The 16,426-nt window shown below is 46.4% G+C and carries 8 protein-coding genes; 1 reads left to right on the top strand and 7 read right to left on the bottom strand.

Going from position 1 to position 16,426, the window contains the following annotated elements; translation table 11 throughout:
* The 3 genes from AC13CC_RS08360 to AC13CC_RS08350 form a co-directional block, all read right to left on the bottom strand.
* Entirely contained in the window at positions 1 to 1,677 is a 1,677-nt protein-coding gene (locus AC13CC_RS08360; RefSeq protein WP_482876115.1) for a ribulokinase, read from the bottom strand.
* 268 nt (positions 1,678 to 1,945) lie between these two features.
* A complete protein-coding gene (locus AC13CC_RS08355) occupies positions 1,946 to 3,943 on the bottom strand; it encodes a glycoside hydrolase family 127 protein (protein ID WP_482876116.1) in 1,998 nt (665 codons plus the stop codon).
* Positions 3,944 to 3,949: 6 nt separating this feature from the next.
* Positions 3,950 to 5,482 carry an alpha-N-arabinofuranosidase gene (locus tag AC13CC_RS08350; protein ID WP_482876117.1) on the bottom strand — a complete coding sequence of 511 codons (1,533 nt, stop codon included), beginning with the start codon at positions 5,480 to 5,482 and terminating at the stop codon, positions 3,950 to 3,952.
* Between the two features lie 381 nt (positions 5,483 to 5,863).
* Here AC13CC_RS08350 and AC13CC_RS08345 point away from each other — a divergent pair, with 381 nt between their 5' ends.
* Positions 5,864 to 6,601 carry an NUDIX hydrolase gene (locus tag AC13CC_RS08345; protein WP_326278173.1) on the top strand — a complete coding sequence of 246 codons (738 nt, stop codon included), beginning with the start codon at positions 5,864 to 5,866 and terminating at the stop codon, positions 6,599 to 6,601.
* A 21-nt stretch (positions 6,602 to 6,622) separates the two neighbouring features.
* On the opposite strand, the gene AC13CC_RS08340 is transcribed toward AC13CC_RS08345, so the two are convergent.
* The 4 genes from AC13CC_RS08340 to AC13CC_RS08325 all read right to left on the bottom strand — a co-directional run bounded on the left by AC13CC_RS08340 (position 6,623) and on the right by AC13CC_RS08325 (position 16,411).
* Positions 6,623 to 8,773, bottom strand: a complete 2,151-nt coding sequence (locus AC13CC_RS08340) for a family 43 glycosylhydrolase (RefSeq protein WP_482876118.1) — start codon at positions 8,771 to 8,773, stop codon at positions 6,623 to 6,625.
* 30 nt (positions 8,774 to 8,803) lie between these two features.
* A complete protein-coding gene (locus tag AC13CC_RS08335; RefSeq protein WP_482876120.1) occupies positions 8,804 to 11,506 on the bottom strand; it encodes a DUF5695 domain-containing protein in 2,703 nt (900 codons plus the stop codon).
* Between the two features lie 72 nt (positions 11,507 to 11,578).
* Entirely contained in the window at positions 11,579 to 13,333 is a 1,755-nt protein-coding gene (locus AC13CC_RS08330; RefSeq protein WP_326278176.1) for a DUF885 family protein, read from the bottom strand.
* Positions 13,334 to 13,360: 27 nt separating this feature from the next.
* Complete coding sequence (locus AC13CC_RS08325) at positions 13,361 to 16,411, bottom strand: beta-L-arabinofuranosidase domain-containing protein (protein ID WP_482876121.1); 3,051 nt, start codon at positions 16,409 to 16,411, stop codon at positions 13,361 to 13,363.
* Positions 16,412 to 16,426: the final 15 nt, after the last annotated feature.

Below are 16,426 nucleotides of genomic sequence, written 5' to 3'. Positions count from 1 at the left end.
TTATTTGTTTTTGTTGGTTTGCTGTTCCACAAAACTTCCAAGTTGTTTGTAGTCTTCCAATAATTTGGCGTACACTTCCACTTGGGAGGACTGTGGAGAATATTCTGCTTCAAAGTCACTTCCCATTACTTTGCTGGCCTCGATCACATTTTTATGGATTCCTGATGCCACCGCAGCATAAATAGCTGCACCCAAAGCTGGGGCTTGGTCCGATTCTGCCACTTTTATGGGCATGTTGAGCACATTGGCCAGGGTCTGCATAATGAATGGCGACTTCCTCGCCACCCCACCGATTCCGATTACGGTATCGATTTTCACCCCTTCATCTTCAAACCGGTCCACGATCATTTTGGAACCAAAGCAAATGGCATTGACCAAGGCCTTGAAAATATGGGGGGCTTTGGTTCCCAGTGATATTCCCGAAATGGCACTTTTCAATTCTTGATTGGCGTCTGGCGTTCTTCTTCCATTTACCCAATCCAAGGCTATCGGGACCACTTCCGACAGAGGGATACTTTCGGCCTGTTCTGCCAAGCTGCGAATAAATTTGGATTCGATCTCAGCTTTAAGTTCTGCCTTTTGTTTTTCGGAAAGCACTTTGGAGTTCAAAACCAGGTTATCAATGGGCCATTGCAACACGCTTTTGAACCAGGCCAGCACATCTCCAAAGGCAGATTGCCCGGCTTCGAGACCGACCATGCCAGGGATTACGGAGCCATCAACCTGACCACAAATACCTTTGACGGTCTTGTCGCCAATGGCTTCATTGGAGGACACCATAATATCACAGGTGGATGTACCCATGACCCTTACAAGTGCGTGATGGTCCACTTTGGCACCAACTGCCCCTGCATGGGCATCAAAAGTACCTACGGCAATCACTGTATCGGTGGTTAGGCCCAATTTGCCCGCCCATTCTTTATTTAGATTTCCTGCTATTTCGTTGGATGTAAATGTTTCTTCGTACAAATCATCACGAAGTGAGGCCAAATAGGGGTCCAGTTTTGATAAAAATGCCGCATCGGGCAGTCCGCCCCAGCTTTCGTGCCACATGGCCTTGTGGCCTGCTGCGCATCTACTACGCTTGAATTTTTTCAAATCCTTTTCATCCGCCAAGAGATAGGTGATAAAGTCGCAATGCTCCATCCACGTGTGCGTGGCATCGATTACATCCTTGTCTTCCCTGGCCACATGGAGTATTTTGGCCCAGAACCATTCCGAAGAATAGATTCCGCCTTCATACTTGGTGAAATCCACACCGCCCCAACCTCTTGCCAATTCGTTGATCTCATTGGCTTCCTTAACCGCTGTATGGTCCTTCCAAAGTACCATCATGGCATTCGGATTTTCCTCAAAGCCCGGCACCATGGCCAATGCCACACCACCTTCGGTCACTGGCATGGGCGAAGAGCCTGTGGTATCGATACAGATTCCCTTTACGGTTTCCGGGGCCACGCCACTCTGTTGTACCACAGTGGTTATGGTGTGTTCCAATCCTTCGATATGGTCCAGGGGGTGCTGCCGGAATTGGTTGATTTCCGGCTTGCAATATTTCTGTGCCCTCCATCTGGGATACCAAAATACTTCCGATGCCAGTTCCGCCCCATTTTGAGCATCGATCATCACCGCCCGTACCGAGTCGGAGCCGTAGTCTAGTCCTATTACGTATGCTTTCATTATGTTGGTCAGTCTTCATAGGGCATTTTTCAATGCCGAGTGTTGTATTTATGTATAAATATGTGTTCTTTAATATATCAACATCAATAGCTTTTAAGCCCAAAACCTATTTTCGGTACAATTCTTCAAAACGCTGTTTTGAAAAACCACTCAAATTGACGGTTTTGAACATAAAAACACTTCAGTTCCAGTTTTTTTTGCTCGATCTTTTAAAAAAATGTCCGAAAAATGTATCAAGAACAAATGCTTTTTTTATCCATTATTCAAATTAATCCCAATCCGTATTGCCTTCTGCCTTAGCGGGCAACCATACCTTCATTTTCCCGATTCCCCTATTGGACCAAGCATAATAGGGTATGGCGGTCAATTTTTCGTTTGATATCGTATTGACCCCTTTCAATAAATCGGGCTGCATCTCCACCTTGAATTCTTCGTTTGCAGATAGTTGGATATCATCAAACTTGCCTTTGTTATCGATTTCTTCTACCGCATAAACAATGGGGCCATATTCAAGTGACATTTTCCCTTTATCTTCCTCTACTTTTGGATTGGCGATTACTTTTCGAACAGACATTGGAAATTCCAGTTCTAACACATCCCCCTTTGTCCACTCCCTTGAAATGGTGAAATAGCCATCCTCGGCTTGAACATCGAGTTCTTCGCCGTTCAGGCTTATCTTGTTTGTTTCAGTTGTGGTTGTGCCATATTGGTAGAGGTTCCCGGGCAATACCTCGTTCCTAGCCCAGCCGGGAATCCTGAGTTTCATGGCAAAGTTTCCTTTTTCCTCTTTTGGGTCGATGGAGAGTTTTACCTTTCCGTTCCAAGGGTATGAGGTTTCCTGTGATAGTTTTACGGTTTGGGCTTTAAGATCGACCGTGGCATCGTTCGCTGCGTATAGGTTCACAAAAACCGTATCGTCCGTTTTGGAATAGATCAGACCGGGCATTGCGGGAAGGAATCGTATGACGTTGGTGGGGCAACAGGAACAATCGAACCAGTCCTTTCGGGTGCAGGCCCCTTGATTGAATTTGTATACCCCATCGGATTCCAAGGCATTGGGATAAAAGAATTTTTGTCCGTCCAAAGAGAGTCCAGAGATCAACCCATTGTAGAGGGTCCGTTCAATCACATCAAAATATTTTACATCCCCTGTCAGGTTGTGCAATCTGTGGTTCCAATAGACATCGCCAATGGCGGCACAGGTTTCATTGTAGGCCGTCAGGTTGGGCAATTCGTAGTTCTCACCAAAAGCCTCCCCTTCGTGTTTGGCCCCGATCCCACCAGTGATGTACATTTTTTTGTTCACCATATTCTCCCAAAGGGCGTTCACAGCCTTCAGGTAGGCCGTATCCTTTTCTATGGCTGCTATGTCCGTCATACCGGCGTACATATATACTGCCCTTACGGCATGCCCCACCACTTCATCTTGGTCTGTCACGGGCACATGATCCTGGGAATAATCACCAAAAAGTTCGTGGTGTTCCGGTTTTCCTCTATGGTCCAGAAAGTATTTGGCCAAATCAAAATAGTCCTTCTTTCCAGTAGTTTGATAGAGTTTTATCAAACCTGTTTCAATGATCTGGTGTCCCGGCACAGCAGCAACTTTACCTTCCCCCTCACCAAAAGTCCGCACCATCAGGTCCGCATTTTTGATGGCAATGTCCAGAAAGTTCCGCTTCCCAGTGGCCTTGTAATGCACCACGGCAGCTTCGAACAAATGTCCTGCATTATAGAGTTCGTGGCTCATGTCCAAAGATTCCCAACGTTCGCCCCTGTCCACTTTTACCCAACTTGCCGGGGGCTTTGCGGGATCTATGGTCCGCCAGGTAGTAAGATATCCGTCCGTTTCCTGCCCCACTTTTATGATGGACACCAAGGAATCCAGCAATTTTTCCAGTTCGGGGTTGGGTGCGCTGATCAGCGAATTGGAGGCTCCCTCTATAATCTTATACACATCCGTATCATCAAAGGGCATGGCCCCTTTAACCGAGCCTTCCATCTCTCCGCCGGCAATCAAAAAATTATCGAACCGTCCCTCTTCCCTACACTTTTCTATGGCATATTCGATGGTTTTTTCCTGTACTCTTTGGATGATGGGCAGCCAAAAATCGTCGTGCACTTTTACATTTCTGATATTTATGGGCTCAATGGGATACCCAGATGCCACATGGGCCTTCTCCTTGCTCTCTTGTTGTTTATCTTGCTGCTCCTTACATGATGTGGTCAACACCAGAAAACTGGTCATTGCCAATAATGCTTTTTTCATTTGGTGCTATTTTCCTTGTAAAACAATAAGCGAGTGTGCGGGAACGACAAGCGAGATTTTCCCTTTTTTCAATTTGGCTCCTTTGAATTCCTTTGGGGTCACTTTTTCGGGATCATCAAAGGAATTATAGTCCTGCAACCTATCCGATGTCAAAACCTGTCCATTGATGTTTTTGATGTCCAGACCGGAAATATCCAGTTCTACGGGCATATTGTTTTCAGGGTCTATGTTCACCAAGGAGATATGGATCTTCCCCGCTTGATCCCTTGACGCGGATACAGATAGGGCCGGAAGTCCCCTGAACATTTTATTTTTATCAATTTTGGATGGCAACAACTGCGCATCTTGGTGCACTTTGTACATGTGCATGACATGGTAAGTGGGAGTTTTGATCATTTTCTCCTCGTCAGTAAGGATCACGGCCTGTAGCACATTGACCATTTGGGCCAGATTGGCCATTTTCACCCTTCGGGCGTGGTTATTGAACGTATTGAGCACGGTTCCTGCGATCATTACATCACGGATGGTGTTCTGTTGGTAAAGCACTCCGTTTTTTACTTCGGGCTCGGCATCGTACCAGCCTCCCCACTCGTCCACAAAAAGGTCCACTTTCCCTTCGGGATCGTACTTGTCCATGATCTCGATGTGCTTGGTGACGTACTCTTCCATTTTCAGCGCCTGCTCCATCGACTTGAAGTAGATCTCATCGTCGAAATTGACAGATGGCCCTTTGTTGGACCAATCAATCACTGCGTAATCGTGAAGGGCCACGGCTTCCATTAATTCATGAGGCACATTTTTCATAAGGGTTTCCGTCCAGTGATAATCGTCTTCCGATGCACCTGATGCAATCCTATATACTTCCGTCTCACCAGACCAACCGGGCATGAAAGTGGCATATTGTCTGTAGATATCCGCGTAGTATTCCGCTGTCATGTTGCCACCACAGCCCCAGGTTTCGTTGCCAACCCCCCAATATTTTACTTTCCACGGCTCTTCCCTGCCATTTTCACGGCGCCAATCGGCCATGGGACTGATCCCGTCATGGTTGGTGTACTGTACCCAGTCTATCAACTCCTGTACAGTGCCACTGCCCACATTGGCAGAGAGGTAGGGTTCCGCACCCAATTCTTCACAAAGGTTCAAAAAGTTATGGGTCCCAAAACTGTTGTCCTCTGTGGTTCCGCCCCACCATCGGTTCACGATGGTAGGTCTATCTTCTTTGGGCCCTACCCCATCTTTCCAGTGGTAGGTATCCGCAAAACAACCTCCTGGCCACCTTAAATTAGGGATATTGAGTTCCTTGAGGGCCTCGATAATATCATTTCGGACTCCATCGGTATTGGGAATGATTTTGTTTTCCTCCCCAACATAAAGCCCCTCATAAATACAACGTCCCAGATGTTCGGCAAAATGGCCATAGATGTGTTTACTAATTTGCGGCGAACCGGATTCTTCTGTTATTTGGACCACAACGGATTGTTGTGCGGACAACTGCATTGAGAAGATCAAGCTGAAAAGTAAGGCAAAATATTTCATAAAAAACTAAATTACGGATTACAAAAAGTCAAAAAATGACCACGAACCTACCATGGCCATAACCATATATCACTAAACCTAAACCAACCCAAACAAGTCGCTTTGATCAACTATTGAAGGCCATTTCTTTAAGTGTTGTTTATACATTTATAAATATAGCAAAAGTTTTTGCGTTAAAACAAATTAAATTACAATTTTTATGTGTTTAATTTACACAATTAAAACTTAAAATACATTCAACTGATTTTATGGACCTTAAATATCCACAGGTATCAAGCAATTATTCATTATTGTGAATTTTGAAGGGACCAAAAGTGATTTTGGGGCCATTTCCGTACTGGATATTTGTCAAAAAAAGTTAGTTTTAAGAATTTAGAGCCCATGGAAATACCCAAAGAAGCGAAATTGTCCAAGGACATCAACACACAACTCAATTTCTATCAAAAAGAAGACCAAGTACTTTTGGCCGTGGACTGCATTATTTTTGGTTTCGACAAAACCAACCTGAAAATTTTGCTGATCAAACGAAATTTTGAACCTGAAAAGGGAAAATGGTCCCTAATCGGTGGGTTCTTGAAAAAAAATGAAAATCTCGACCAAGCTGCGACACGGGTGCTGAACACCCTCACCGGATTGAGCGATATTTACATGGAACAGCTCTACACCTACAGTAAAGTGGACCGAGATCCCGGCCAACGCACCATATCGGTGGCATATTTTGCCCTGATCGATGTGGATTCCCACCAGTTTGACGGGATTCAAATCGATTCTGCCCGTTGGTTCGACCTTGATGAAGCTCCCGAGCTCATTTTTGACCATAATGAAATGATCCGGAAGGCCATTTCAAGATTACAGCGCAGGGCCATGACCATGCCCATCGGTTTTGAACTGCTCCCTGAAAAGTTCACCATGCGACAGCTTCAAAACCTGTACGAATCCATTTTGGACAAAAAACTGGATAAGCGCAACTTCATCAATAAGATCAATTCTTTGGACGTATTGGTGAAATTGGACGAAAAGGATATGACCGTCTCGCGTAAGGGTGCCTATCTGTATGTTTTTGATAAAGAGAAGTACGAGAAAAAGGTCGAGGAAGACGGATTCAGTTTCAAACTGTGACCATTGTCAAAAGCTGTTCGGTTACTTTTTACCGTCTGACGGTCTTGTTTCCTCCATCAGCTTTTTGATTTCACTTTCGGTCAGCGCATAATCATACATCTGTATGGATGCCATATAGCCAGAATAGTTCTCGCCCACATCCGAGGCACCTATCCTTATTTTGGCAGCATCGATTTGCGAGGCAAGGGACATGACTTGGGAATTGTCCAATTTCCCATCCACATATATATTTTCCACTACTCCATCAAAGGTCAGCACTATATGGTGCCATTGATCGGCTGATGGAAGATTATTATATTCCATATCAAAATGGCCATCCAAATGTGCGGCTGCCCCATAATGTCCACTGTTAAAATGCAAAGCATTGTAGGAATTGGCCAGATTGAACCTAAACCTGTCGCACCAAGACACCAAACACTCGTCTTCTTTGGCTATTTGAGGGTTTTTGACCCATGTGGCCACGGTAAAGGAACCGTTCCATTCCAGACTTTTTGGAACCGGGCTGTCCAAAACAAGTGCCCCCTTGGTGAAGTTCAATGCCCTTGTCCCTTCCGCATCCTCTTCAACGGTCACTTCGCCTTCCTTCTCAAAATTCCCCCCGATGTTTCCCCTATTGGGCAGACTGGCAAGGTCATGTTGGATAGGTAAATCATTTGCATCAATAGCTACCAATTTCCTATTCAAACTTTTGGCCCCAGGTCCTTCTTTTGATGGTTTGCTTTGCAAATCCAACGGAGCCTCAAACAAGGAACCGAACACCTTGATGTTCCAGACCGCTGCGTACAGACCCGTCTTTTCAACGTCCAACACGGTAAGTTTCAAATAACGGGCCTTGACATCCCTGTCATCGATCATGGGACTCCCTGCAATCCTATTTTTAGAACGGTCTGCGAAAACCTCCCAATTTTTCCCATCCAAGGAATATTCCAATTTGTATTGATAGTAGTATCCGGCAAACTCAAATTGGGTCATCACCCTTTGTATTGGGGACACTTTTCCCAGATCCAAGGTCAAATGCTGCGGAAATGAATTGTTGCCAGCTTTCCACATGGTCGCATTGTGGTCGTCCGTGGCAAAAGATGGCCTGTACCGATAATCGTATCGGAGCGATTGTAAATGGTAAAAGGAAGAGGCGGTTGCCTTAGCTCCAAGCGCCAGGTTCTTCGCAGCATTGGATTTTACAAAATGTTGAAGGTCCTTGCTTCCCGGAACTACCTTTCTTATGGTGGAATCGTTTTCAAAAACCATTTCATCCATAGTAACTTGACGAGAGAGACCTCCCCTTGTCATGGGGTAATCGTGCTTATGATAAACGATATAGTAGCGTCCATCTTCTTCCAAAACCGAATGATGTCCGGGCCCGTGAACAGTTCCTTCCCCATTGGTACCAAGAATTGGATTGTTAGCACCTGGGGTAAAGGGTCCGTAGGGGCTGTCGGAATAGGAATATCTGACGTTGTAGGTTTCATCATGGCAGGAGCCACCGGAATACATCAAAATGTATTTGCTCCCTTTCTTCATCATATAGGCGGCTTCAAAAGGTTTTGGGGTCTCCTCCAAAGGAATGTTCTTTGCATTGCTGACCTTTGACATGTTTCCACTGTCCAATTCGCCTACGGCATATCCGCCATTGTAGTGCACCCAAGTGCCCCAAAAGGCATAAATTCGTCCATCATCATCCTTAAAGAATTGGGCATCGAGGGACGGAAATCCTTTTCTGGGATAGTTGTGGGCGATTACCGGGGTATCATCCTTGTTCAATTTTTCCCAAGGGCCAACGGGGGTGTCGGACACATATCCATAGATATTGCACCCCGCCTGACAATTGCCAAAATAGAGGTAATATCTACCATCATCCCCTTCAATGATATCCGGCGCCCAGAAATTCCTAAGGTTGATGGATTCCAGCGAGGGAACTTCCATGGTATAGTTGTACCAATGCCCAAAATCCTTGCTATACCAAACCGTAGGCACCCCGGAGGCCAACATTTCATTGTCGGTAGTGGCGTAGATGTAGTAGATATCTCCAAACCTTTTGATGGTAGGGTCGGCAAAATATCCGGGAAGAATCGGGTTGATATCTTCCATGGAAAGTGGTCCCATACGTTGCTGACCGGAAATGGTCCCCCATGCCAAAATCAACAACAATATGTTCAGCACCCTACTCTTCATTCAATTCCCCGGATTTGATTTCTTTGGTTTTTATAGTTTTACCTCGATTTCTTTTTTGCCCAGTTCAATTTGGTATGCTCCCCTTACTTTCTTGTATGAAAGTTCAACATCGCTTCCATCCACGCGTAAATAAGCGTAGGGAGTATGCGCTGTTTTTCCATTCAAGGTCAAGATCACCTCACCAGTACTGTCGTTATAGGCCACCTTTTTAAACGAACCTGCATCCAAGGTCAACCATAACTTTTTAGGCGCAATGAAGACCTTGGACTTTGCTGCCGTGGTCAATTCCATTTCCACCTCATCCCCTTTTTGGGACAGATTGCCGCCAAAGGCCAACCATCCCATATCCTCATCCTTGACAAGGTAGGAAGAAGTGTTCACGGCATATCCATAGAAACCGGAACCATAATCCCCGGAAATGCCATCAATTTTAAGGGTTGATGGGTATGAATGGAACGCTGCCGGGCCAAAGCCATCTTGAGTGATGTTGGAAATTCCGCCCAAAAGGCCTCCGTAACCCACTTTCAACAGATACAGATCGTCAGGCTTCTTTCGGAAGTGGCTCAGTACGGGAATGGCATTCAACGATGACCCATAATGATGGATCTGTCGTTCGACACGCGATGTTTCCCCCGCCTTTCCTCCATACAAAAAGTCCCAATACCTTCTGGCATTGCCGTTATAGCCCCAATGCGGCATAGTGGGCATATAGGCCAAAATGGCATTCAGGGTAACCATCGCCTTTCGGTCATACCCAAAGTAATCGGACCACATATACACTTCTTCCTGTCCTGTGGAATCCCAGGGCATCTCACTGCCAAAGGGATAATCCAAGGCCTTCCAGTGGTCCGCCCTTTCCTTCATCCGTTTTTCCAAATCGGTGGCCATCCCCGTAAGCCCTTCGTTTTTCAGATCTTCCAGAATCAAGAGGAATACGGATCCTTCCATCTGCCCAAACTGGGCATAGTAGGGAGCTTTCTCTACCATGGCAACACTGGTGTGGTAGGCATTTTCCAAATACCAATCCCAAGGACGGTTGTCCACCAGTCCCTCATGATAACGGGACAAACGATACATTGTCCAATAGGCCGCTGCCACGTGCGGATAATTGTACGATCTTCCGGGATCATTGGCATGCTTATGGTCCCAAGCAGCCCATGTATTGTAGTTGATCTTGTCGCTGTACGTTCCTTTCGGCAAAGAGTCGGGTTCGTAATAGAACACACTTTTCTTCACTCCATACTTTAGGGGCCCCTCATTGTACTGGATACCCCCCCATAGGGTTTCATCCACAAAGGCTTGTAATTTTTGAATCTCTTCCTTGTCGGGCTGCACCAACTGCTTCATAACGGCGGCCAACCAACTGCCCGCACCACCCTCATCGCTCAATCCACTGATCCAGACCCTTCCATCCTGTGCCACCTGTTCTTTCTTTTCATAGTCATAACTGATGGCCGATGGATTACGTCCAAAAGGGTCGTTGGGATCATCGAACCACTGTTCCGTGGTCAAAAAATGTCCGAAATCCTTGATGACCTCTGTTTCCGGTTTGATGGTTTTGTAATTGATGGTCTGCTCCACGCCATCAGCATAGGTTATGGTAAGCCTTGCCCTGCCCCATTTTTTACCTTGGACACTGTATTTTTTCTTTCCTGATGGGGTCTTGCCATCCTCTTTGATTTCCAAGGAACCTTTAGGTTCAATCCCCAAAGAAGCCACTTCACTTGTGTAATCAATGAACAACTGGCCCTCCACATCTTGGGGCAACACATAACCGGGCACCCCGACCACTACGGGACGCTCTTCTTCCACTAAAGTCTCCTGAATATTTTTGATTCCTTCAGAAAGCACAAATTTCAAGGAAAAGCTTTTGGTTGCCTTGGGCCGGAGGGTGAGCGATGTAGGCTCGTTCCACTGCTCCACATCTTTCCATTCTTTCTCTGCGTAGGCCTTACTGTGGGCCATCCACTCGTGAAAACCTTCAAAAACAATGCTTTTAGGGGTGGGGTCGTCCAACAAAGGCCTGTACGCCTCAAAGGCCATGTTCTCTTTGGGCAACACCAATAGTGCCGGGCCTCTTCCGCTCAATCTTTTCACTTCCAGATACCCCGCATCTTTTCCAATGTAAGGATCAAAAAACACATTTTGGGCATGGGTCTCGGTCAATGATTTCCCCTCCAGGATGTTATTGAAGATCATGGGAACGCCCAAGGCTCCGATTTCCACAGGGACATTTTGCTTATTGGTGATCTCAAAACGCATCACCAATTGTTCATTGTCCAATTCATAATAGCGTTTCACCGATACCGGAATGTCACCGGGCAAGGTGTTGGCCAAATCGGCACCGGCAAGGATATTTCCACTAACCTCCAAAGGCTTTACGGCTGCACGGCTGGTAGCGGTGGAATAATTTTTCCAAATACCGTTGGCATCCTTTATCCGAAGGTTGATGTCGCCAAGGTGATAGAGACTGTCCTTATCCCTGATTTCGAGCCGTTCCCCGGGGGTAAAATCAAAGTAAGGCTCGCTGTTTGGATTGAGTGCAGCAACCGTTTGCGAGGCCCGCACCAATTTTAACCGGAATTCGGGTGTATTGAATTTTTGATAGATATCGGCAATGCCCAAGGTAGATTCCCTTTTCTCGACCCTGCTCCAATAGGTTTCTTGTGCTTTTAGGGTTGATATGGTGGCAAAACAAAATGCCGAGACCATCCAATACTTTATATGCTTCATTTTAGTGCTAGTTTGGTTTTTGGGGGAAGTGTCTATTGACACCTCCCTATCCTTAAAATAATCTGTAGGTTCCTATTGGAACGCTGTGGAGAACTTCCACTTGGTTTTATAGTTTTTGTTGAGCGGTAGGTCCTGCAAAAGACTGCGAAGGAGCTCCACTGGCATTCTTCCTTCTTGCATCACCCGATCGTGAAATTGTTTTTCTGTCCAACCCTTTTCCAACATTTCATTTCGGAGCGCGTAAAATTGGAGGCCACCCATCATATAGGCCAATTGGTACAGTGGTGGATAATTGGTCGTAAACGAACGCCGCACCTCTGCTTCGGCATTGGCATACTCGTGGCCCACTTCATCCACCAAAAGGTCGATACACTCCTGTGGGGTCATTTCGCCCAAGTGGAATTTGAGCGAGAAAATGATCCGTGCACACCTGTGGATCCTCCAGAACAGCATTCCGAGTTTTTGCTCGGGTGTTTGCGGAAAATCCTTGTTCCATAGGTTAATTTCCCAATAAAGGGCCCATCCCTCTGTCCAAAAAGGGGTGGAAAAAGCCCTTCGGTAACTCTTGTGGCGGCTGGTCATGAAATATTGTAGATTGTGTCCGGGCAACAATTCGTGCTGCACCGTGGGAAACGAAAAGTTGGGATTGTTTCCGCGCATGCTCATCAACTTGTCATCATGGTCCATTTCCATGGTCGGATAGGAAATGATGATGTCCCTACCGCCCAAAAAGAACGGATTGACCTTCTGTCTTTCGGGGCTCATCATTTTCATGCCCCAGGTTTCCTTGGCCAAATCCGGCAAGGTGATCAAATCCCTCTCTTCTATAAAATCCACGGAATGTGAATACAGGTCCATGATGGCCTGTGGCTGCTCCCCGGCCGGAACGTAGGTATTCTTCACATGTTCCAAGGCTTTTTTCCAATCATCGCCATATCCCAATTCACGGGATGCCTTTATCATTTCATTTTTGCACCACTCAAATTGTTCTTCGGCAGTTTTTATAAGTTCGGCCGGCGTGTAGGGAATGAATGCCATGGCAAGGCTTTCATTGAGTGCTTCCTCTCCAATGGGCTTGCCAATGATACCGCTTCCATCGTCCTTGACACTGCCCTGCGCGTAATTTTCTTTGAGGAAATCCGCATAAGCGGTCAACTTTTCGTTGAGTTTTTTATAGGGTTCTTCCACCCACCAAGTAAAATCGGGGTCGTAGCCGTAATAAAAGTTGTATGCTTCCTCCAATCCCCTTTGCAATGAAAGTACAACGGTCGAGGCTTTGTCCGCAGTTTGCCAATCCTTGAATGGTTTTGATTTCCAGGATTCCATTTCCGAATCAATGGTTCTGGTGGCATTTTGAAATAACTGTGCCAAATTTTTGGCATCCGGTTTTTTGCCCCTGCGTCGTTCTTGGATGAACGGAAGGATATCCTTGGCAAAATGGCCTACTTCATCAACTTCCTTGAAGGCATTGTAATCTTGGTTCAAAAAATACTCCCCCTTGGTCACCAAGTTCTTCAAAAGAACATAATCCACCTTCCCCTGTTGGGATAAAGAACCAAAATCTATACTGGCCATTTTCTTTTGCCAGTCGGAATAGAATTTGGAGAAGCGCTGATAGTACTCGTCGGATTCGTCAACGATGTAGGTTCGGTCCAAGGCCCAGTTGTCGGCTTCGAACTCGGTGACGAGGTCGGCCAATTGGCTGGTCTGCGCTGTTGCGAGGGAGCCGACCATGACCGCTGCAATGATTCCTATTTTTTTAAAACCCATATTGTTCGTGTTTAGTTTTTGTCCGTTTCTACCTAAAGGTAGCGATTGGTTTTTCATTGTATTGGTTTCATTGATAAAATGGATCTACTCCAGGGTGACATCCAAATAAACCGAGTGGCGCCCGTAGGTTTCATAAAACGGCTTATAAACCACACCGTCAATGATAAATTCAAGTGCCTTGGGGTCACCTTTTATGGTTTTTCCTATATCCTCGGCATCCAAAGTCACTTTACGCCATTCATTTCGTGGTTCTGTTTCTTGGGCCACCAACAAAATGGGGCCATAAAAAAGACTTGCTATGTTTTGTTGGTCCATCACCGGATCCAAATGGAACTGGAACGGCATTTTTATGTCGATTTTATCACCATTTTTCCACTTGCGGCTCAGGGTAAGATATGTGCCTGGCCTGGCTTGGACTTTTTCTTCCTTACCGTTCACTTTTACATAAAAACCTTTGGTCGCCCACTGTGGCACTCGGATGTTGAGATCAAATTTTCCTTTGCCCTTTATGGTCAATTGGGTATTGTCCTCTTTTGGGAAAGCGGTTTTTTGCTCAACAGTAATATTCTTCTCGGTCCATTCCAAGGTTGATGGAACGAAGAGATTGACAAAAAGTGTACTGTTGTCCCTGCTTTTGAAATAAATGGAATTCTGGAGCTTGGTGCTGCTCTCCAAAGCGGTACCGTTGCAACAGGTGAACCCGGTCATCTGAGGGTTCCCAAATCTTTTCACGGAACCCGGTCTCAAGGGCACGTGATAGGTATTGGCCGGGCTGTCCTCGGCCACAGAGGCCAGGATATGGTTGTACAACCCACGTTCGTAATAGTCCATCAACTCGGTACGCTGGTCAAAAAGAAACAGGTTTTTGGTGAGCTTGAGCATATTATATGTGGCGCAGGTTTCATTTTGCCCCCCGGATGAAAACCCATTTTCGTACAATGAGGCCGGCTGGGCGATAAAACATTCGGCGTTCGTGGGGTTTCTTGCCCCGGCAACCCCACCAATGCTGTACATATAATCATTTTTGGCCTTGTACCAGAAATTGTCGGCCACATAGTAATACTCTGGGGATTCCGAATCGCGGTAGATTTCCAAGGCCCCCACAATTTGGGGAATGTGCTGGTTGGCGTGCAATCCACGGAAGGAGTCCACGTTTTTGGCCAATCCGTGGGAATGTTCCGCATCACCAAAAAACATTTTGATGTTGTCAAACAATTGGGCCACTTTGAGGTAGCGGGGTTCATCGGTGGTCCTGTCCAAGCGGGCCATGGCTTCGTTCATTCCGCCAAACTCCCCTGCAATGTACCTGTTCCACATACTGATCAGGGTCTCTGTGGGCAACTGGTTCAATCGGGCATAAACCCAATCGCCCATTCCCTTGGCAATGTCAAGCGCCTTTTTGTTGCCACTGACCTCATAAATGTCCATCAAGCCCGCCAATATTTTGTGCAAAGTGTAGTAAGGTGCCCAAACCTGTGTTGGCTGGGTGCCATAGGTGGCCCCATTTTCCAACATGATGAACTGATCGGGAGGATAGGCACTGATAAATCCTTCGCCCCAGTTCCAATAATCTGTTCGGATGCCATTTTCGCTCAAGTCGGAATCGTAGGTCGATTTACCCGGACCTGGAGGGACCGCCGTTGGGTCGGCGACATGCTCTCCCCCAGCTTTGGCAGGCTGGCCCGACATCTGCGACAGCTCATAGAGCACTTCCACCATATAGTCCATCTTGTCCGCAAAGTTGGCCTGCAATTCCTTATCATAACCGGTGCTGGCGTAAGCCTGTGCAATGGCCGTTAGATAGTGTCCCGTGGCGTGTCCCCGCAATTTGGTTTCCTGACTGTCCCAAACACCCAATGGTTTTGCTCCTTCGGGCTGTTGTTGTCCAAAGGCATTGCGGAACATATAGAGGAAGGAATCCGGATCGGTCTGCGCCAAGGTATTTATAAACTTGTCACGATTTTCAATAAATTTTGTTTGCTGGCCGTGTGCATCGGCGTTGAGTGACACTTGGTCCAAGCCGAAAACACCCAATTTGAGGCTTGGCGTATCCGATTCCTTGCTTGTTTTTACCGTAACCCGGGCCTTGGGTTGAAGATCCGTTCCGGAAACCCTACCGGTAATCACATAGCTTCCGGGTTTTGAAACATCGGAATTGTCGCTCGGGGCTGGCCAAAGCACCCTTACTTTTGGACCTTCGATCCCATTGCGGTACGTACCTTTAACATGGCGGGGCAATCTTGGCAAAAAGCCCACTTTGGTTTCAACCGCTACATCGGACACTCCTGTTAGATATTCATTGTACAGTTGGGGGGTATTTGGGGGGAACTTTGGTAGGTCGTTCTCTGGTTTTTCCCTTTGTGCCAAACCATCGCCCCCGCGAAGGGCAATGTAGTGGATCCTGGCAATCTGTTTTTCGCTCAAGGGAGTCCGGTACAATCTAAAATCATGTATCTTGGCATTGACGAAAGTGTCTCCCGATGCTATCGCCTTTCCAATGTAGAGTTGGTTTTCATGGGTGAACAATTGTCCCAGCTCCATTTCCATATTCCCTGCTTTCCCTACTTGCTTCCCGTTGATATAGGTGGTCATGGATTTTGAGGGAATGTCCAGAACCAGGGCAAGATGTACCCACTTGCCAGTTTCTATTTTTGAACCTGGTGAAAGTGCTTCATATGCTTTCTTGTCGTCTTTGATGATGACCGACTGAAATGCTTCATTTTCCCCAATGCCCGATGGTGCCACAAAAAGATGTGTCCTGTCATCCTTTCCAAAATCAAAAAGTCGTTGTCCGGGTTCCAAGGATTTAAAATTGACCCAAGCAGTGATGCTCAGGGATTCTTCCCCTTCCAAGGATTCACCGGGGACTGAAACGTAAGATTCGCCATCCCCCGGCAAAACAAGTACCTTACCGAACTTTTCATCCTCGGTAAAACTGACATTGGGGCCGTGAATCCTTCCATGCAAATTGTTTCGTGACCAATCCTTGGCATCGCCATCAAAAATGTACCGGGCAATCATTGCGGTCTCACCAATTCCGTCCAAAATCTGATTGCCGCTCTGCGCTTGTACAAAACTTGTAGACCAAGCGGAAAAAAACAATATCGTACCAGCGAACAACTTACGTAACTCCATAATAAATCTTTACTC

The sequence above is a fragment of the Flagellimonas sp. L-11 genome (assembly GCF_056857735.1).
This window is presented reverse-complemented; position numbering and strand designations above follow the sequence as displayed.